Source organism: Fictibacillus nanhaiensis (assembly GCF_019801215.1).
GTDB classification, from domain to species: domain Bacteria; phylum Bacillota; class Bacilli; order Bacillales; family Fictibacillaceae; genus Fictibacillus; species Fictibacillus nanhaiensis_C.
In genome coordinates, this window is sequence record NZ_JAHVJO010000001.1 from 1,106,766 (window position 1) to 1,127,240 (window position 20,475).

The 20,475-nt window shown below is 39.2% G+C and carries 19 protein-coding genes and 1 riboswitch; of the genes, 1 reads left to right on the top strand and 18 read right to left on the bottom strand.

Annotated elements, in window-relative coordinates; genetic code table 11:
- Positions 1-147 precede the first annotated feature (147 nt).
- From spoVM to KUV80_RS05795, 17 genes are all read right to left on the bottom strand, one after another.
- Positions 148-228, bottom strand: coding sequence for a stage V sporulation protein SpoVM (gene spoVM, locus KUV80_RS05715; protein WP_066240671.1), 81 nt, complete (start codon positions 226-228; stop codon positions 148-150).
- A gap of 105 nt (positions 229-333) precedes the next feature.
- Positions 334-978, bottom strand: a complete 645-nt coding sequence (locus KUV80_RS05720; protein WP_222461694.1) for a thiamine diphosphokinase — start codon at positions 976-978, stop codon at positions 334-336.
- Entirely contained in the window at positions 975-1,544 is a 570-nt protein-coding gene (gene thiT / locus KUV80_RS05725) for an energy-coupled thiamine transporter ThiT (RefSeq protein ID WP_222461695.1), read from the bottom strand. Before thiT ends, KUV80_RS05720 begins: the two co-directional genes overlap by 4 nt.
- A gap of 95 nt (positions 1,545-1,639) precedes the next feature.
- Positions 1,640-1,746, bottom strand: a riboswitch (TPP riboswitch).
- 19 nt (positions 1,747-1,765) lie between these two features.
- Positions 1,766-2,413 carry a ribulose-phosphate 3-epimerase gene (gene rpe, locus KUV80_RS05730; protein ID WP_222461696.1) on the bottom strand — a complete coding sequence of 216 codons (648 nt, stop codon included), beginning with the start codon at positions 2,411-2,413 and terminating at the stop codon, positions 1,766-1,768.
- Entirely contained in the window at positions 2,414-3,304 is an 891-nt protein-coding gene (rsgA, locus tag KUV80_RS05735) for a ribosome small subunit-dependent GTPase A (RefSeq protein ID WP_222461697.1), read from the bottom strand.
- 2 nt (positions 3,305-3,306) lie between these two features.
- The gene (pknB, locus tag KUV80_RS05740; protein ID WP_222461698.1) at positions 3,307-5,274 is read right to left on the bottom strand and encodes a Stk1 family PASTA domain-containing Ser/Thr kinase; all 1,968 of its coding nucleotides are present in this window, start codon (positions 5,272-5,274) and stop codon (positions 3,307-3,309) included.
- Positions 5,271-6,029, bottom strand: coding sequence for a Stp1/IreP family PP2C-type Ser/Thr phosphatase (locus KUV80_RS05745; protein ID WP_222461699.1), 759 nt, complete (start codon positions 6,027-6,029; stop codon positions 5,271-5,273). The genes pknB and KUV80_RS05745 overlap by 4 nt, the downstream gene beginning before the upstream one ends.
- Positions 6,030-6,036: 7 nt before the next feature.
- Positions 6,037-7,122 (bottom strand): 23S rRNA (adenine(2503)-C(2))-methyltransferase RlmN, encoded by a 1,086-nt coding sequence (gene rlmN, locus KUV80_RS05750; protein ID WP_222461700.1) that lies wholly within the window; start codon positions 7,120-7,122, stop codon positions 6,037-6,039.
- The gene (gene rsmB, locus KUV80_RS05755; RefSeq protein WP_222461701.1) at positions 7,115-8,488 is read right to left on the bottom strand and encodes a 16S rRNA (cytosine(967)-C(5))-methyltransferase RsmB; all 1,374 of its coding nucleotides are present in this window, start codon (positions 8,486-8,488) and stop codon (positions 7,115-7,117) included. Before rsmB ends, rlmN begins: the two co-directional genes overlap by 8 nt.
- 2 nt (positions 8,489-8,490) lie before the next feature.
- Complete coding sequence (fmt, locus tag KUV80_RS05760; protein ID WP_222462265.1) at positions 8,491-9,423, bottom strand: methionyl-tRNA formyltransferase; 933 nt, start codon at positions 9,421-9,423, stop codon at positions 8,491-8,493.
- A 3-nt stretch (positions 9,424-9,426) separates the two neighbouring features.
- Positions 9,427-9,900 carry a peptide deformylase gene (gene def / locus KUV80_RS05765; RefSeq protein WP_222461702.1) on the bottom strand — a complete coding sequence of 158 codons (474 nt, stop codon included), beginning with the start codon at positions 9,898-9,900 and terminating at the stop codon, positions 9,427-9,429.
- A 19-nt stretch (positions 9,901-9,919) separates the two neighbouring features.
- Entirely contained in the window at positions 9,920-12,322 is a 2,403-nt protein-coding gene (priA, locus tag KUV80_RS05770) for a primosomal protein N' (RefSeq protein WP_222461703.1), read from the bottom strand.
- Positions 12,319-13,530 carry a bifunctional phosphopantothenoylcysteine decarboxylase/phosphopantothenate--cysteine ligase CoaBC gene (gene coaBC, locus KUV80_RS05775; protein WP_222462266.1) on the bottom strand — a complete coding sequence of 404 codons (1,212 nt, stop codon included), beginning with the start codon at positions 13,528-13,530 and terminating at the stop codon, positions 12,319-12,321. Before coaBC ends, priA begins: the two co-directional genes overlap by 4 nt.
- A gap of 136 nt (positions 13,531-13,666) precedes the next feature.
- A complete protein-coding gene (rpoZ, locus tag KUV80_RS05780; RefSeq protein WP_222461704.1) occupies positions 13,667-13,873 on the bottom strand; it encodes a DNA-directed RNA polymerase subunit omega in 207 nt (68 codons plus the stop codon).
- Positions 13,873-14,490, bottom strand: a complete 618-nt coding sequence (gene gmk, locus KUV80_RS05785) for a guanylate kinase (RefSeq protein ID WP_222461705.1) — start codon at positions 14,488-14,490, stop codon at positions 13,873-13,875. Before gmk ends, rpoZ begins: the two co-directional genes overlap by 1 nt.
- A 15-nt stretch (positions 14,491-14,505) precedes the next feature.
- Positions 14,506-14,763 carry an extracellular matrix/biofilm regulator RemA gene (remA, locus tag KUV80_RS05790; protein WP_066240628.1) on the bottom strand — a complete coding sequence of 86 codons (258 nt, stop codon included), beginning with the start codon at positions 14,761-14,763 and terminating at the stop codon, positions 14,506-14,508.
- A gap of 307 nt (positions 14,764-15,070) precedes the next feature.
- The gene (locus KUV80_RS05795) at positions 15,071-17,743 is read right to left on the bottom strand and encodes a calcium-translocating P-type ATPase, SERCA-type (protein WP_222461706.1); all 2,673 of its coding nucleotides are present in this window, start codon (positions 17,741-17,743) and stop codon (positions 15,071-15,073) included.
- Positions 17,744-17,840: 97 nt separating this feature from the next.
- On the opposite strand from KUV80_RS05795, the gene KUV80_RS05800 reads away from it, so the two are divergent.
- On the top strand, positions 17,841-19,550 hold the full coding sequence (locus KUV80_RS05800) for an Rqc2 family fibronectin-binding protein (protein WP_222461707.1): 1,710 nt from the start codon (positions 17,841-17,843) through the stop codon (positions 19,548-19,550).
- 243 nt (positions 19,551-19,793) lie between these two features.
- Here KUV80_RS05800 and KUV80_RS05805 read toward each other — a convergent pair whose 3' ends face one another.
- Positions 19,794-20,468: a class I SAM-dependent methyltransferase gene (locus KUV80_RS05805; protein WP_222461708.1), complete on the bottom strand. Its 675-nt coding sequence runs from the start codon at positions 20,466-20,468 to the stop codon at positions 19,794-19,796.
- Between the last annotated feature and the right edge of the window lie 7 nt (positions 20,469-20,475).

A 20,475-nucleotide genomic window follows, 5' to 3' on the forward strand; every position in this document is an offset into this window, starting at 1 on the left:
TAAAAAGTTTGAGGTTCACCGCACGCCCCGCGGAAAGAGAGCATCTTGGAACGGAAAACAACTATTTGCAAAAACAGCATAGTTCACTAAAACAGCTAGAAACAAGGATAACAAACAAAAAAAGCGCATATGCGCTTTTTTTGTTTGTTATCCTTTTTTAAAAGAACCTAAGATGGCACGAACGAATCCCCCTAAGAATCTAGGAAGTTTAATGGTATAAAATTTCATCTTACCCCTCCTCCAGGCCCACAAAAAATGATAAGAGCAAAAACCTAAAATACAATATTCCCCGTTTTATAAAATGGTGCTTAGGGGCCTGTTTTCCGTAATTTTTTAATCACGGCTCTTTACCATCAATATTATGCCAGAGGCAAAAGAATAAGTACCACTTTTCTTTACAAGCTCATTCGAAATGCAAAGTGAGGATCCGATTTGCAAGGAAGCATTTTTTAATGGATATTTAAAACCTTCCAATGTTATGCCTGTAACCTCTTGATTAAAGGCTAAAAATGAAAAATAGGAAAACGAATTGTTCTCATTAACTGTATACGTACCAGGCTTTTTTAAAGATAATTCATTTTTATCGTCTATTACTTTAATAGTTGCATTGCTAGAGAGACCTTTATAGAGAAGCTGAATGTTCATCATCTCATGATCCAATCTTCCTCCAGTAGCACCGAACAATAAAATTTCATCTGGATCTTGTGCAATCGCCCAATTGAAGGCGAGCTCCATATCCGTGTAATCCTTCTCAGATTGATAGAGGTTAAGAGTAACATGCGATTGCAAGATTGCATTTTTTTCAGCTTCAGAAACAGAATCAAAATCTCCAAACGCATAACTGGGCTTTATTCCTTGAAGTAATAAAACAAACGTCCCCCGGTCAACGCCAATCCAAATCACATCTGAAGAATTATTGTAAACTTTTAATTCTGGTATAAGATTTGGAGGTCCTCCAGCTACAATTCTTATTTTCATGCCACTTGATGAAGATCTTTGCGTGATGTATGCAATAACTTTGGAGAAGTATTCGTCAACAGAATAACAACTGCCGAAGTGATGACAAAAATCACGATCATGTAGGAACCATTGTACATGAATGAATAAAGCCATACGTTCATTTCTTCTGCAAAGTCACTAAAGAAAATAACGCCCGAAGCCACGTGAGAGAGCAATCTTAAGAGACAACCTACAAATATTCCAGTTATCATAAATACGGTTCTTTTTGCTTTGTTTTGTGTAATAGATGGCGCAAATGCCCCAGCTACACCAGCTAATGCAAATGCTAACGGATAGTCGAGAAAGAGCTGTGCTGGATGAACGATGTATGGGTTAACAAGCAATTGAAGCAACCCAACAATTAAACCTGTAAAAACACCTGCTTTTAATCCTCTTCTAAATGCCATTAAAAAGATAGGCACCATTTCTAATGACACGGACCCGCCTTGCGCCCATATACCAGAAAATTTTATAAGTCCCAAAATTAATGAGAGAGCGGCCATAATAGCCATTTCAGTTATCAATGACACATTGTTGTTCTTCATCTTTCATCCTCCTCTTAAAATGTTGAAGAAAATAAAAAAAGCAACCGGCATGTGAGTGCGGTTGCTTTAAGATTCATTTCGATAAAGAATCAAAAAATCATACGACTCCACATCCCTACGCAAGTATGATCAAGCTTCAGGTTCAAAGGGTCGGGAGAACACTCCCCTCTCAGCCCCTTTCGAGACTCCCCCTGTGGTTACTATTTTTTTATTCGATTTTATTATACACCACGTATCGAGTTGATTGCATCCTTTAAATCTTTTTTCCCATAGATGGCTGACCCAGCGACTAGTACATTTGCGCCAGCATCAATACATAACGGAGCAGTTTCAGGATTTATACCACCGTCTACTTCTATTTCTACATCCAATTCAAGCTTTTCAACGAGTATAGAAACTTCTCTTATTTTAGATACGACGTTTTCAATAAACGATTGTCCCCCAAACCCTGGGTTTACAGTCATCAACAATACAAGGTCAATGTCGTGAATAATATGCTTGATTGATTCAACAGGGGTTGCAGGATTTAACACCACTCCCGCTTTTACACCTGTTTTCTTAATTAGTTGTATCGTTCTATGAAGATGCGGAGTTGCTTCAACATGGACCGTTATGATATCTGCGCCTGCTTCAGCAAACGCTTCAATATATCTGTCTGGGTTCTCTATCATTAGATGTACGTCAAATGGCAGTTTTGTTAATGGACGAATAGCTTGTACCACAAGAGGTCCCAGTGTAAGGTTAGGAACAAAATGACCGTCCATAACATCAATGTGGATATAGTCTGCACCGGCCATCTCTACTGCTTTGATCTCCTCGCCTAACTTTGAAAAGTCAGCGGATAAAATAGAAGGAGCTATCTTAATCATTTAGTACCTCCGTTTTTGATCTTTAATTTCCTGCAAAAAGGTTACGTAATGGTCATAGCGAAATTGGGGGATGTGTCCTTCTTCAACACCCTTTTTGATGGCACACTTTGGCTCTGAAGTATGTGAACATCCTCGGAATTTACAATCCCCCCGACGTTCATTCATTTCCGGAAAATACATCGAGAGGTTTTCAGCCTCCATGTTAAAGAAATCCAATGAACTAAATCCAGGCGTATCCGCAACTAGACCGTTACCAAATAAAATTAACTCAACATGTCTAGTCGTATGTTTCCCACGCCCTAGATGGCTTGAGATTTCATTCGTCTCAAGCATAAGCTCAGGATTAATGGCATTTAATAGGGATGATTTCCCAACACCAGATTGACCGGCAAAAACGGTCACTTTGTCTTTGAAAAGCGGATAAAACATTTCTAGACTGCCTTCCGTTTTTGTGGAAGTCGGAATGACCTCATATCCCAACTTTGTATACGCTTCAATATACGTTTGAATCTCTGCAAAATCTTCCGTCTCTTCTACAAGATCCATTTTTGAGATACAGATTACGGGTAGAATATCATTCGCTTCAATGTGGACAAGAAATTTGTCTAAGAGCAAAGGACTAAAATTAGGCTCAGTTGCCGAAAAAACGAGAATGGCTTGATCTACATTTGCGATTGGAGGCCGGACTAATTCATTCTTTCGTTCTTTTACATCTAAGATATATCCATCCGTAACATTGCTTGATTCATATTCTACCCAGTCACCCACTAACGGATTTACCTTTTTCTTTCGAAAGTTTCCTCTTCCTCTGCATTGGAAAATCTCAGACTTCCCACTTTCCTTTACGTAGTAAAAACCAGCCAATGCTTTAACGATTCTTCCTTCAGGCATCCTTAATCACCATCGTCCCCTTCCTCATCATCTTCACTGTTGTTGCTGCTGTTAGCGTTTTTATAATTAATTCTTTCGGATTTCTCTTCTTGTCCATTAATGTAAACGACATATGATGCGAAACCGCCTTCTGCAATGGTCAATGGAATCGCATATTCTTTTGTGTCTGAAATGGATTCATCTACGAATACTTCATTTGAAGCGTTCTTGTCTGAGTATACTATTTTTACCTGGACAGGTTCTTTCTTATCTACTTTCACTTTTATCTTCTTAGTAATCTTTTGTTCGTTAACGGGCTCTTCTTTTGGTTCGGGACCATCTGAAAGTACAACACTTATCGTTGCACCTTGTTCAACTTCAGTAAAAGCAGTAGGATTTTGTGAAATGACTCTTCCTTTTTCTGCGGTTTCCGAAAATGCTGAAGCGAATTCTACTACAAGTCCTTCACTTTTAGCGTAATTCTCTACTTCTTCTTTTGTTAATCCACTCAAGTTCATTACTTGAACAGTTGGTTTTCCAGAGCTGACGGTTAACGTAACAGTCGTTTCAGCAGGTGTCACTTTTTCGTTGCGATCTGGGCTTTGAGTTAAAACGGTTCCTTCAGGTTCTGTATCAGATGCCTCATAATTAATATCAATATCAGAATACCCTTTTTCTTTTAAAATATCTTTAGCGGTATCAATATTGTATCCTTCTATATCTGGCATATTTTCTTTCTCAGCACCTTTTGATACTTGTAAGATAATGGTGCTTCCTTCTTTCACCTTCGTACCTGGTGCAGGATTTTGTCTGATCACATGCCCGTCTTCCACTTCAGGATCAAATACTTCCTGCCGTTTTACATCGAGACCTTCCGCTTTTAATTTATCAAAGGCGTCTTCGTAATCATTACCAACTACGTCTGGTACATTGACTTCTTGTACGTAAAAAATAGAAGGTAAAATGGTAAATGCTGCAACAGCTGCTCCACCAAAAAGAAGCAAGGCAAGCAAAATAATGAGCCACCATCTTCTTTTCTTTTTCTTTTTTTCAGGAATGGCTTCTGCTTTTTTAAGAGGACTTGAAGCACCAACAGGCGGCACGACAGCTGGTATATATTTTGTTTTTTCATCGTCGTCTGAATCTTCCGTCCATTTTTGTTCATACATACGCTCAGGATCAAGGGCAGTATTCATATCTTGTAAAAGTTCTTCTGCACTGTCATATCTTCTTAACGGACTTTTCGCTAACGCTTTTAAAATGATATTCTCTACGCTCTGTGGAATCTCTGGATTTAACCTTCTTGGTTCAATTACATTTTCCTGAAGGTGCTTAAGTGCGACTGACACAGGAGATTCTCCGACAAAAGGGACTCTTCCAGTAACCATCTCATACATGACAGCTCCAAATGAATAGATATCCGATTTTGCGTTAGCAATGCCGCCTCGTGCTTGTTCAGGAGAGAAGTAATGGACTGAACCTAAGATAGAATTTGTATGTGTGATCGTTGCTGAAGTGATGGCTAAGGCTATACCAAAATCGGTTAGCTTCGCTGTTCCATCTTCCGTAATTAATATATTGTGCGGCTTGATATCCCGATGAATAATCCCATGGTCATGTGCAACAGCCATGCCTGAAACAATCTGCTTCATAAGGTGCAGTGAATTTTCTACTGAAATCTTTCCGTGCTCTTTTATGTATTGCTTGAGTGTTTTGCCTTGAACATATTCCATGACAATAAAATAGATATCTTCATCTTCTCCAACATCATAAATACTTACAATATTAGGATGATCCAAACTCGTAGCAGATTCTGCTTCTCTTTTAAAACGTCTGATAAAGTCTTCATCTTTATTAAACTCTGAACGAAGCACTTTTACAGCAACATCCCGATCGAGTATTAAATCCTTTGCGCGATAAACGATGGCCATTCCGCCGTCACCTATTATTTCTAAAAGCTTGTAGCGGCCACTGACTCTTTTTCCAATCATGCTCTTGCTTCCCCTTTTGTTTCTGTGTCAGATCGATTTTGAATAAGGATCGCTGTAATATTATCTTCTCCACCAGCATCTTTTGCCCATGTGATCAAGGTCTCTACTTTTTCGGCAACAGATTCCTGAGGATTTAAGAGCGCTTCTTGAATACGTTTAAAAGAAACTTTATCAGACAATCCATCTGAACAAAGCAATAGGTAGTCACCGTTATTCCAAGTGATTTGATTGAACTCTGCTTCTACCGTCTCGTCTGTTCCAACTGCTTTCATGATCATGTTACGTCTAGGATGGATCTCCGCTTCGTCTTCTGTAATCTGACCAGATTTTACGAGTTCTTGAACGAGTGAATGATCATCTGTTACTCGTTTTAGCTCTCCGTTTGAATAAAGATAGCAACGACTGTCCCCAATATGAGCAACGGTAACCTCATTGCTGTTACCGAGAGCAGCAACTACAGTCGTACCCATCCCTCTTGTTTCAGGATTTTCTTGTGAAAATTGAAAAATATGATTATTGGTATCTCGTAATACGTTTTGAATCCACTCTCTAATACTCTCCATATTTTCTTCAAACTGATTCCATGCATCTTTTATACATGTTAAAGCTTCTTGACTGGCGATATCACCAGCTTTATGTCCGCCCATACCATCAGCAATAACTGCAAGAAAGTGTTCACCTTTTGTGAACACTTCCCCGCTGTCTTCATTATGCTTCCTTACCATTCCAACATCTGTTTGAATAGCAATCTGCATTTACCCGTCACCTCGTCTCTTCTTTACGTTCCTTCGCACGCAATTGTCCGCACGCAGCGTCAATATCGTGTCCCTGTTCTCTTCTGATGGTGGCATTTATGCCTCTTGAGGTCAACGTCTCTAAGAACTTAAATATTTGTGCCTTTGGTGTTCGAACATAATCTCTTTCTGGAACATAATTCACTGGAATTAAATTCACATGACATTTAATATCCGAAATAAGATCAGCTAATTCATTTGCACTTTCTACGGAATCATTAACTTTACCAAAAAGTCCGTACTCAAAAGTTACTCGTCTTCCTGTCTTCTTAATATAATACCGAATAGAATCCATTAATTCGTTTAGCGGATACATACGGTTAACTGGCATTAAACGGCTTCTTGTTTCCGTATTCGCTGCATGAAGAGATATGGCAAAGTTAATCTGCATACCTTCATCCGCAAATTTATAAATATAAGGTACAACACCGCTTGTAGAAATCGTTATATGACGTGCTCCAATGTTTAGTCCTTGATCATGATTGACGATTTTCAAAAAAGACATCAGCCCATCGTAATTATCAAATGGCTCTCCGATACCCATTACTACAATTGAGCTTACGCGTTCTTCTGTTTCATCTAATGCACGTTGAACTTGAAGAACTTGCGAAACGATCTCTCCTGCTTGAAGATTACGTTTTAACCCTCCAAGAGTAGAAGCGCAAAACGTACAACCAAGTCTGCACCCTACTTGTGTCGTAACACAAATACTGTTTCCGTATTCATGTCTCATCAACACGGTTTCGATTGAATATCCATCTTGAAGTTCAAACAAGAATTTAATTGTTCCATCTGTAGATTCTTGGCGAACAACTTCTTTCATAGGATTAATGTGATAGTCTTTTTCAAGTTTTTCACGCAATCCTAGAGGGAGGTTTGTCATCTCCTCAAAAGAAGACACGCGTTTTTTATAGAGCCATTCAAATATTTGTTTTCCTCTAAACTTGGGTTCTCTAATATCTGTTAACCAAGCTTCAAGTTCGTGAAGCTCCAATGAAAATATGGAAGGCTTAATGTCTGGCTTTGTTTGCTTTTCTGATAATGGTTTAAGCATGTTTCTCACCACCTGTTGTCTTTTTTCTGAAAGCCGCAATATAAAATCCGTCACTATTGAAATAATGAGGCATGATTTGTAAATCCGATCTTCCTTCTATAATAAATCCTCTAACGTTGATTGGCATCTTTTCTGAGAATTGAGAATCCCATTCAAAATCTGTTTGATTCTCTAAGAACCAATCTGCTACTTGTTTGTTTTCTTCATTGTCTACGGTACAGGTACTATAAACAAGTACGCCTCCTGCTGTAACCATCTGTGAGGCACTTTGCAGAATATCTTTTTGAATCACAGATAGCCTTGATACATCTTCTTCTGATTTTGACCATTTAAGATCCGGTTTTTTTCTGATTACACCAAATCCACTGCAAGGAGCATCCACAAGTACCTTATCAAACGATTGTGATTCAAATTCATCGTTTACTTTTCTTGCATCTAAAACAGACGCGTGTATGTTTTCTAAGCCTAAACGGGCCGCTTGGTTTTTAATCAAATCGATTTTGTGCTCATGCAAATCAAGCGAAACAACTTTTCCTTTGCTCTTCATCATTTCCGCCATATGCGTTGATTTGCCGCCTGGAGCTGCGCATGCATCGAGAATTTTTTCTCCAGGAACTGGAGCTACAGCTTTAGCAACAAGCATCGAACTTTCGTCTTGGATGGTAACCCATCCTTTTTTATAGACATTCGATTCAGGAAGGTAGCCCTCTTGGATGATGATAGCTTCAGGAGACAATTCTCCTTCCACTGCAACAATTCCTTCTTCTTGAAGCTGTAAAATGACTTCTTCTCTATTAGTTAACATTGTGTTTACTCTTGCAGTAACAGGTGAAGCCAAGAGGTTAGTCTCACCCATTTTTTTAGCGTCCTCTAAACCGAACTGATCACTCCAGCGCTCAAATAGCCATTGTGGCATGCTGTATTCTAAAGCAGCTCTTTCTGCACCTTCACCTAATTTTTTATCCATGGTTTCTGTGCCTTCACGCTGCAATTTTCGTAAAATACCGTTCACAAGTCCGGCTAGACCTTGATGGCCTCGATGTTTAGTGATTTCTACTGCTTCATGGATGATAGCATGATCAGGAACACGATCCATGTAAAGCATTTGAAAAATAGACAATCGGAGCAGTGTTAGCACCCACCGGTCTTTTTTCTTAATCGGTTTATTTAAGAGTTGATCCAAGTAAAAATCAATCGTATTTTTACGTTGAATGGTTCCATAAACTATACTCGTTATTAGCCCTTTATCAATTTGTTTAACATTCGCTTTTTGAAGCGCCTGATTTAACTGCAAATTGCTGTAAGCTTGATTTTGTTCCACTTTCAATAATACGTCCAGGGCAATTGCCCGTATGTTGTTGTCCAACTTTATTCACCTAATTTCAAGCCTCGTTCAATGCTTGCTCCTTTAAGATAATCACTTGCCAACATTCTCTTTTTTCCAGAAAGCTGCAAGTCGGTAATGATGATGCTCGTCTGATCTCCGGTTGCAACCTGCAATCCTTTTTGATGGATACCAATGATAGTACCTGGTTCAGCCTGTATGTTCGTCTCTGCTTTTTCTCCCCACCAAACTTTAAGTGGAAGTCCATTCAAAAACGTAAAAGCAACAGGCCACGGATGAAGACCTCTAATATGGTTATATATCTCAACGCCAGATAACGTCCAGTCGATCTTCTCTTGTTCCCGTGTTATATTCCAAGCAAAAGTAACTTCTTCTTCCTTTTGCGGAATCGGCTGAATGCTCCCTTCAACGAGCATCGGAATGGTTTCAGACAATAATTTTGCTCCAGCTTCACTAAGCTTGTCATGCATGGATCCAACATGATCTTTTTCTTCGATCGTTACTTCAACTTGGGTAAGTATATCACCTGCGTCTAATTTTTCAACCATATACATAATGGTGATACCTGTTTTTTCATTTCCATCGATAATACTTTTATGGATAGGAGCACCACCTCTATACTTTGGAAGCAATGATGCATGAACATTGATACAGCCATGTTTAGGCAATTCTAAGATTGCTTTTGGCAAAATTTGTCCGTAAGCAGCTGTGACGATTAAATCTGGCTGAAGAGCTAAGATCTCTTCATAGTTTTCACGCAGTTTCAAAGGTTGATACACAGAAATCCCATGTTTAAGTGCTTCTTCTTTGACTGGTGTTTGTTTTATTTCTTTTTTTCTGCCAACCGGTTTATCTGGCTGTGTAACGACACCAACCACGTCATAGCCGTCTTCTACTAATTGTCGAAGAACAGGAACAGAAAAATCTGGTGTTCCCATAAATAAAATCTTCATGATATCTTATCTCTCCATTTCTTCATTTTCGTAATAAGCAATTACCTTAGAAGTAAATAAAATTCCATGTAAGTGATCGATCTCATGAAGCAGAGCACGAGCTAGAAAATCATTCGCTTTTATTGTAAAATATTTACCGTTTTCATCTTGTGCTTTCACAGTCACATCAAATGGTCGTTCCACTTCACCAAACAGTCCAGGGAAGCTTAAGCAGCCTTCTGGTCCTGTTTGACTGCCATTAGATGATGTAACAACTGGATTAATGAGTACGATCTGACCTTTTTCATCGCCTACATCAACTACTGCTATTTGTTTTGGAATACCAATTTGCGGGGCAGCAAGACCGACTCCTTCTGCATCATACATCGTTTCAAACATGTCTTTAACCAATGTCTTTAATGGTTTATCGAACTGTGTAACAGTCTCACATTTCATTTCTAAGACTGGATTTGGATGTTCTACAATTTTACGAATGGTCATATTTTTCTCCTTAATGTGGCTACATAAGTGTTTGCGCATTTAATTCTGCTGTAATCTGCAGATCTTTTATGTTTTTATCTTTCTGAAAATGATTGATGATCTCTTCAAACCAATCACTTAATTCAGGTTCATTTTTGTATTTTATCATGACCTGATACCGATATCTATCTTTCACCCGTGCTATAGGAGAAGTTACTGGGCCAAGCAACAGACTTTCAGGTGCTAGACGGTTTATTAAAAAACGAGCCGCTTTTTCACTTGCTTCAACAACTTCCATAAGTTCTAAATGACTGAAGGTTAATAACCCTAAATAATAAAATGGTGGGTATTGATGCAGCTTTCTTGTTTTCATCTCATACTCATAAAAACGATGATAGTCATGCTGTGAAGCGAGCTGGATGCTGTAATGCTCCGTATCATATCCCTGAACGACTACTTTGCCTTCAAGCTCATGCCTTCCCGCTCTTCCGCTAACTTGGGTGAGTAATTGAAACGTTTTTTCAGATGCTCTAAAATCTGGCAGATGAAGCATCGTATCTGCAGCCAACACACCAACTAGCGTTACTTTTGGAAAATCCAGCCCTTTCGCAATCATCTGTGTTCCAAGCAAAATATCTCCCTCTTCGTTACCGAATGCGGTCAACAAGCGCTCATGACTTCCTTTTTTAGAGGTTGTATCGACGTCCATTCGAATCACCCTTGCTTCAGGCAATACTTTTGCAAGCTCTTCTTCCACCTTTTGTGTACCTGTCCCAAAAAAACGAATATGCTCACTTGTACAAGATGGACAAACAGATGGTGTTTCTTCTTGATAGCCACAATAATGACATTTTAGAGTTGCATTTTTTTTATGAAACGTAAGAGAAATATCGCAATGCGGACACTGTGCCACATAACCGCAATCTCGGCACAAAATAAAGGAAGCATATCCTCTGCGGTTTAGAAACAAAACGGTTTGTTCGCCTCTTTCTAGACCAGCTTTCATTTTTTCCATCAATTCAATCGAAAACATGGAGCGGTTTCCGCTTTTTAATTCATTACGCATATCCACGATTGTCACTTCAGGCATAGGATTTGAATGAACACGAGAATCTAGTTCAGCCAATTTATACAATCCTTTTTTGGCTCTCGCATATGTTTCAAGAGCTGGTGTCGCGCTGCCTAAAACGATGGGACATGAATGATGCTTTCCTCTCCAAATGGCTACGTCTCTTGCATGGTATCGCGGATGATCTTCCTGCTTATAACTCGATTCATGCTCTTCATCTATAATGATGATACCTAAATTTTGAAAGGGAGCAAAAACAGCCGAACGAGCACCTATCACTACAGAAACTTCTTTTCTTAATATTTTTCGCCATTCATCGAATTTTTCACCAATTGACAAGCCACTATGAAGAACAGCGACCCTGGATCCAAAGCGCCCTTTAAAACGGTTAACCATCTGCGGTGTCAATGATATCTCTGGTACTAAACAAATGGCTTCCTTCCCTTTATCAAGAACAGACTGAATGGATTGCAGGTAGATTTCTGTTTTTCCACTTCCTGTTACCCCATGAACAAGCACTGTATCATGTTCATTATTTTCAATTGCATACAGAATAGGAGTTATGGCGTTTTTCTGGTTTTCTGTGAGCTCCAATGGTTTTGTTTGTTTCATATTTTTCCCTTGAAAAGGATCTCTATAGATCTCTTTTTCTTCCATAAAGAGGACACCCTTTTTACAAAGTGACTGAACGGAAGAAAGAGATGCTCCAGATTCTATTAAAACTTCCTGGAGGGGATATTCACCGGGCGGACGGCTAATCAGTTCAGATACGACAGCTTTCTGCTTTTCTGCTTTATTTTGACTGGCTATTTCTTCAGCCATTTGCCTATTTGCGATAGAAATAAATTTCACTTTCTTTTTGTTGGCTTTGTCTTTCACTTTGTAGATAACATCAAGAAATCCTGCTTTTGCAAGGTTTCGAAGAGCTTTCAGGTGATCTGGAAACTGTTTCGTCACTTCATTAAGACTTAGTTCTCCGTTTGCCGGAAAAAGCAAAAAAAGTTCATCAGGTATTTTTTCTGGATGCAGAACCGTAAAAAACTTTTCATAAGTGGCTTTCATTGCAGCAGGGAGCATTGCTTGGTATGTTGTGATAAAAAAACTTAATGTCTGTTTAGCAAGCCATTGCCCAAGATCAATTAATTCCGGAGTAAGGACAGGGAGCGGATCTAAAATTTCGGTGATGTTTTTCATACCTTTTATTGAAGAAGTTGGTTTAAGCTCCAAAATAAATCCTTGCAGTTTTCTAGGGCCAAACGGAACAATTACTCTCATTCCAGGTTCAGCCCAGCCCTCCCACTCGGGAGGAACTTTATAATCAAACGTTTTATTCACACTGCCTGATGGGACATCAACGACAACAGCTGCAATCATTGTTCCATCATTTCCAACACTTGTTGAAGGATTTCTTTTGCAGCTTTTTCTTTTGTAAGAATGGGGAGCTTGGAAATCGAACCGTCTTTTTTAATGATGACGATTTCGTTTGTATCACTGCCAAAACCTGATCCTTCTTTCGACACATCATTTCCAACTACCATGTCCAGGTTTTTCCTTCGTAATTTATCAGTTGCATAATTCTCCAGATTTTCTGTTTCCGCAGCAAAACCTACTAGAATTTGATGCTCTTTTTTTTCACCTAACGTCTGTAAAATGTCATCTGTTTTTCGTAGTTCGACCGTCCACGTGTCGTTCTTTTTTTTGAATTTGTTCTCATGTACCGTCACAGGTGTATAATCAGCAACTGCAGCACATTTGATAACAACATCTTGCTCTGCATAATGAAAGAGTGTTTGATCGAACATCTCTTTTGCGGAAGTGACTTTTTCAACCTTGATTCCTTCAGGTGAGTCTATTGCCGTAGGTCCTGTTACAAGCGTCACATCTGCCCCCAGTTGTTTGGCAACAGAGGCTAACGCATATCCCATCTTTCCTGATGAATGGTTTGTAAAATAACGGACCGGATCAAGTTCTTCCCTCGTCGGACCGGCTGTCACCAATATCTTTTTCCCGGAGAGTGGCAATGTTTTCTGATTGGTTATCTCATTAAAATAATCATGAACAGCTTCGATTAACTCTTCCGGTTCCGCTAGCCTGCCTTTTCCGATCCATCCACAGGCAAGCAAACCTTCATTCGGCTCAATAAAACGCCATCCGAACGACGAGAGTGTTTTCATATTCTTTTGCACTGCAGGGTGATTGAACATATTCACATTCATAGCAGGTGCGATGATAACATCAGCTTTAGTTGCCAGCAATGTCGTACTCAGCATATCATCCGCGATTCCATTTGCTAGTTTTCCAATTACATTTGCCGTTGCAGGGGCAATCAGAACGAGATCAGCCCAGTCTGCAATATCTATATGACTAACGATTGCAGGTTCTTTTTCTTCAAACGTATCTGTATATACTTCTTGCCTTGTTAGCGTTTGAAAGGTTAGTGGTGTAATGAATTTTTGAGCAGAGTTTGTGAGTATAACTTTTACTTCATATCCGCTTTGATATAACTTACTTGCAACGGTTGCTGCCTTGTAAGCCGCGATTCCGCCTGATACAGCAAGCAATACTTTTTTCTTTTCCATAATAAACCCCTCCGCCGTTCATTTGTTTCACAATTACATCTATTTTACAGCATTTATATGTATAAAACACTTTTTCGAATTAAAGAACAAAAAAATAACAACCTTGAGTTAAGGTTGTATATTTTTTCAAATCATTCTATTAATCAGCAGGAGTTTCTCCGACTTTGGTTAAAATCCCAGATTGGATCTCTTCAAGTGCCTTGCCAACAAACTTATGTGATACCGGTTTTACGATCTGTTGGTTGTTATGCTTTTGAATTTCTCTCGCACGTTTTGAACTTAAAGTAACTAAAGAGTACTTTGAATCTATTTTTTCCATAAGAGAATCAATGGATGGATATAGCATTATTTGTCATCTCCTAAAATTTTCTCGTATTTTGGACGAACTCTGTCTACCCGGCAATGTTCCGTTGTAATTATAGCTTTTATTCGAGAACATGCGGATTCGATTTCATCATTTACTACTGAATAATGATAATGTTTCATTAGTTCTATCTCTTCTTTAGCAACAGTCATCCGATTGTTAATCAAATCTTCAGTTTCTGTTCCACGCCCAACAATACGACTTCTTAACTCTTCCAAACTAGGCGGTGTTAAAAAGATAAACACACCTTCTGGAAAAATACTTTTTACTTGAAGTGCACCTTGAACTTCAATCTCTAAAATAACGTCTTTGCCTTCATCAAGTGTGCGGTTTACATATTCAATCGGCGTACCGTAATAGTTGCCAACATATTCTGCCCACTCTAGCAGTTCTTTATTTTCAATCATGTGCAGAAACTCTTCTTTTGTCTTAAAAAAGTATTCTACCCCATGCCGTTCGCCTTCACGCGGTTGCCTTGTTGTGGCTGAAACTGAGTATTGAATGTCCAGGTCTTGTGCTCGAAGCGCTTTACACACAGTACCTTTACCAACACCGGACGGACCGGAAAGCACAAACAGAATGCCTCTTTCTTTTTCCATAAAAACCTCCACAACCTAACTTTCTTCTGAGCCCTCATCTACTGACATCAGTCTGTGAGCAACAGTTTCTGGCTGTACAGCCGACAAAATGACATGGTCACTGTCGGTCACTACAACCGCTCTCGTTCTTCGACCATATGTAGCGTCAATCAGCATATTCTTTTCTCTTGCTACCGTAATTAACCTTTTGATCGGTGCAGATTCTGGACTGACTACCGCAATGATCCGGTGAGCAGCAACAATATTTCCGTACCCAATATTAATTAATTTCATCTCTAAACGCCCCTAACCTGCTACTATTCTAACCAAATGGAATAACGGGTCATACGCTATTTGTACGATATTGTGAAAAACTGTACACATGTTCTTATATTTTAGCACACAAATACTAGAATCTAAACTACATTTCCCTCATTTTACGTAAAAATCGTAAAATCGTATATGTGCTCCATGTTTATTTTTTATTCTAAGAGTAAATTCCAAGATTCTAGGAGTAAATGTGTAACAGGAAGAATACGTATCGTAAAACAACAAACAGCCAGACCCGTAAGTAAGTTACCCTTTGAGTCTGGCCCTTCTTTTATCGTAATTCTCTTTTAAATAGCTGAAATCCTGCTAATGCAAAGGTTGGGATAGATGCCATCCCCATTACGAGAAGCCATTGTCGTAATGAAAGTGAAACGGTATGGAAAATTTCTTGTAATGGCTGCACATACATAACGACAAGCAGTAAGAGGATGGAAGAAATGACCGCAAGAACAAGATATCCATTTTGAAACGGATTTCTGTGAAAAACAGAACGTTCACTTCTGCAATCAAAAACATGAATTAACTGCGCCATAACAAGAGTGGCGAATGCAACTGACTGAGCTACGATTAATTGATCAGGATTTTCTTTTAACGTTACCCAAAAGGCCAGTATCGTGGCAGCACCTATTAAAAACCCGCGAGAAACAATCTTCCAGCCTAATCCACGTGAAAAGACGCCTTCTTTTGCTTGTCGCGGCTTTCTTCTCATCACGTCTTCTTCTGCTTGATCCACTCCTAACGCCATTGCTGGCAAACCATCTGTGACGAGGTTTACCCATAGGATCTGAATGGGTACTAGCGGAAGTGGTAGACCCATGATCATCGCGAATAGCATGACCAAAATTTCCCCAACATTTGATGCGAGTAAATATCTAATAAACTTTCTAATGTTTTCATAAATATTTCTTCCTTCTTCAATTGCAGATCGAATGGTCGCAAAGTTATCATCGCCTAATACAAGAGAGGATGCTTCTTTTGCAACATCTGTTCCGGTAATCCCCATTGCAATTCCAATATTGGCTGACTTGATAGCTGGAGCATCATTCACACCATCGCCTGTCATTGCAACTACATGACCTTTTCGCTGAAGTGATTTTACGATTTTCAGTTTATGTTCAGGAGAAACCCTTGCATACACATAAACGTTTTCTGACACCTTATCTAGTTCTTCATCACTGAGCTGAGAAAGTTCAGCACCTTCCATTACCTTTCCGCCATCTGGGAGCATGTTTAATTTTTTTGCAATGCTTGCTGCTGTTACAACATGATCTCCTGTTATCATAATGGTTTTTATGCCCGCTGTCTGGCAATCTCTTATACTTTCCTCAACCTCTGGCCGGGGAGGATCCATCATGCCTTGCAGACCGATAAATGTAAGATTTCTTTCCGCAAACGATGCTTGTGTGTAAAACTCTTCTTCTTTTAGTGGTCTCACGGCAACAGCTATCGTTCTGAGAGCTTGACTTCCTAGGGCATAGATCGCCTCTTTAATTCGTTCTTTGTGAGCTTGTTTCATCAACTGTTTTTTGTCATCCCACATAATATAATCACTTTTTTCTAATAAAACATCAGGTGCGCCCTTTACAACGAGCATTTGATTGCCGTCTGAATCGTGCACAATGACACTCATCATTTTTCTCGTAGAATCAAATGGAAACTCGTGAGAAATCGTGAACTGCTCACTTAATGATTGCTTTGTAATCCCTGCTTTATAAGCACTTACGAGCAGCGCTGTTTCCGTCGGATCACCAGTCTGAACAAATGAGCCTTTTTTTCCTTCTTCAAGAGTTGCGTTGTTACAGAGAGCTGCATATGCCAGTACTTCTGTCAGCTTGTCATCTCGCTTTTCATCTTCCTTAATGCCATCACCCACTACATCAAAACCGTCATCACTAACCATCCATTGCCTGCCTTGAGACCAAATACGAGTAACAGTCATTTTATTCTGAGTAAGTGTGCCTGTTTTGTCAGAGCAAATAACTGTGGCACATCCAAGTGTTTCAACAGATGGTAATTTTCTTACTATCGCTCTTTTTCGGATCATCTTTTGAACGCCAAGCGCAAGTGCAATGGTCACAATGGCAGGAAGACCTTCTGGTATCGCCGCAACAGCTAACGAAACACCTGCTAATATCATGCTGTATAAATCGTGCCCTTGCATCACTCCGGCTAGTACCACGAGAACAGTTAAAACAAGAGCAAGTGCGATTAAGATCTTCCCAAGCTGTTCGAGCTTCATCTGAAGAGGAGTCGCCAAGTGGTCTGCAGTTTGGATTAAATGTGCTATTTTACCCATCTCGGTTTTCATACCGGTTGCGACGACGATTCCTTGTCCTGTTCCTCTCGTGACCATCGTACCCATGAATGCCATATTATCCTGATCACCAAGTGCGAGATCGTCAGCTGAAAGAATGTTGTTGCTCTTTTGTGCCGGAACAGATTCTCCCGTTAATGCCGATTCTTCAATTTGAAGCCCCGATGTTTTTAATAAACGAATATCTGCACCGACTCTGTCACCGCTATTGATCTTAATTACATCCCCAGCAACTACATCTTTTGCCGCGATCGATATCCATTTTCCGTCTCGCAATATTTGTGCCGTGGGTGCAGACAGTTCTTTTAAGGATGCCAATGATTTTTCAGCTTTACGTTCTTGAATAAAACCAAGTACCCCATTCATTACTACAATTAAGATGATGGCGATCGCATCCAAATATTCGCCTAAGAAACCAGACAGCAAGGTAGCTGCCAAAAGAACAAGTACCATAAAATCTTTAAATTGAGCTAAAAACATTAAAATGGCAGACGTCTTTTTACCTTCTTCAAGCTGATTCGGCCCATGGAGCTTTAAACGCTTTTCTTGCTCGTTCTTTGTTAACCCTTCTGTCAACCTGCTGTTGAGTATTGATTCGATCTCGTCTTGCGGCAGCTGGTACCAATTCATAGCTTCCACCTCTAATAAGATTAGTTAATGCATTTATATGCAGGCATGTCCGCAAAAATGCTATACTATGAATCAGAAATAAGAGGTGAACCAAATCATGAGTTTTGATGGAATAATGACACGCGCAATAACCAATGAACTGAAAGATACATTAACATCTGGAAGAATTTCTAAAGTATATCAGCCACATAAAACAGATCTTGTGTTTACGATACGAGCAAACGGCAAAAATCATAAACTATTGTTATCTGCTAACCCATCCTTTGCTCGCATTCATTTAACAGAGCATCAATACGAAAATCCCGATTCTCCCCCGATGTTTTGTATGCTTTTACGCAAACACTTAGAAGGGGCATTTATCGAATCGATCGAACAGCTTGACATGGAAAGAATCTTAAAAATCACCGTAAAAAACCGTGATGAAATTGGTGATGAAACAAGAAAAGTCCTATACGTGGAGATCATGGGAAGACATAGCAACATCATTTTGACCGATGATAAGTCAAAAAAAATAATTGACAGCATTAAACATATTCCTAGTTTCCAAAATCGGCATAGAACCATTCTTCCTGGGTTTCCTTATGTGATGCCCCCTGCCCAGGAAAAAAAGGATCCGTTTTCCATTACAACAAAAGAAGAATTCATATCTAACATTTCTTGGAACGAAGGAAAGCTGGACAAACAGCTCGTTTCAAGTTTTAGCGGATTTTCTCCTATCCTTGCAAAAGAGATCATCCATCGGGCTGTTTTATCTGTAAAAGATCAAGTTGCAGAATCGTTTTTGTCTGTAACAAATCAGCTTGCACAAGGAAAGTATGAACCACAGATGATCGCTGCTGAAAAGAAAGAGTACTTTTCCGTGATTCCGTTGACACATGTTACAGGTAACATTCGCACGTTTAAAACTGTGAGTATGTTGTTGGATCGTTTCTTTTTTGGTAAAGCAGATCGTGATCGAATTAAACAACAGGCAAATGATTTGGAAAAATATTTGTCTAACGAATACGATAAAATCACAAAAAAAATTGGCAAATTAAAACGAGAACTCGAGCAAACCGTTAACGCTGAAGAATTTCAGCGAAAAGGAGAGCTTCTTACTGCATATATGTATTTAGCAAAAAAAGGGGATAAATACATCGAAGTTGAAGATTATTTCAGTGAAGATCAGGCAGTAGTAAAGATCGAATTGGATCCTCTAAAAAACCCTGCAGATAATGCACAGAGCTATTTTAAAAAATATGCAAAACTGAAGAAATCAGTATCCATCATCAAAGATCAAATTGAAAAAGCAGAGAATGAACTTCTCTATTTTGAACGCCTTATCGTCCAAATGGACTCAGCTTCTATGAAAGATGTAGAAGAGATCCGAGAAGAGCTTGGAGAAGGTGGTTATCTTAAAACTCGACAAAGTAAACAAAAGAAAAAACAAAATGCCGCACCTCAGCCAGAAAAATTCATCTCAAGTGATGGTACTGAGATATTGGTCGGCAAGAATAATAAACAAAATGACCATCTCACTTTTAAACTAGGACGAGCAAATGAAACGTGGCTTCACACAAAAGACATCCCTGGGTCACATGTTGTTATTCGATCTGCGTCACCTAGTGAAACAGACCTAAATGAGGCAGCCATCTTAGCAGGGTTCTTTAGCAAAGCGAAAAGCTCCAGTTCTGTTCCTGTCGATTTCACCTTAATTAAACATGTAAAGAAACCGAACGGATCAAAGCCTGGATTTGTCATCTATGATAATCAGCAAACACTTTATGTAACACCAGATGAAGACATTGTATGGCAATTAAAAAAATAAAGCTCTTTTCTTAAAGATTGTTGCTCTTGAAAGTTATTGATTTCCGTTACAGGATACTCGCTTTCCTGGGGGCGTGCGGTGAGCCACCTTGGCACTCTGTGCTAGTTGTCTCACCTGTCACGCTGATCCCCTAGGAGTCTCGTACCTTTTACTTCAATCAACTTTTCGATGAAGATGAATTGAAAAGAAAGCAACAATCTTTTAGAAATCAGCCATATAAAAACAAAAAAGCAGAACAGCTCCTTATGATGGGCTGATCTGCTCTTTTTTTGCGATACTGATTAGGGCGAGTCCCCCCAGTACTTCTGTGTGAATAACATCTTTAAAATGAAGATCCTGCAACAAAGCAGTCAACTCATCTTTCGTATAACGATGTCTTCTCGTACTCACATTTGACCATTTTAGTAAAGCGGTTCTTTCAAATCCTGAAATATCATGTTCTTTTGCATACAAGACAGCTGAATCTTGACTCATTTTTTCAGATGGATTTAGCATTGCGATTATTCCACCTTCTTTGAGAACCCGATGAATTTCTTTTATTCCTTGAGCTGGATTTGGCAGCAAAAACATAACGCACGTAGATAATGCAAGATGAAACGCTTCATTCTCAAAAGGAAGATCTTCTGCATCAGCCACTAAAAATTCACTCTTTCCGCTTAGCTCGTGATAAAAAAATTGCTGAATGCTAGCTTTAACCATCTCAGAGGATATGTCAACTCCAACCAATCTGTCAGCTTCTTCTGCTCCTCGCAATAAAAGTCTTCCCGTTCCGCAGCCAACATCTAACACATGTAACTCTTTCCATGATCCTGATTTTTCTTTTAACGAATCATGAATACCCTTAAGCCATGATGTTCGAGCCATGCTATCAAAAAAAGAAACGAGCTCATCAAATTCTTCACCGTTCATTTTTCTCATAGCCATT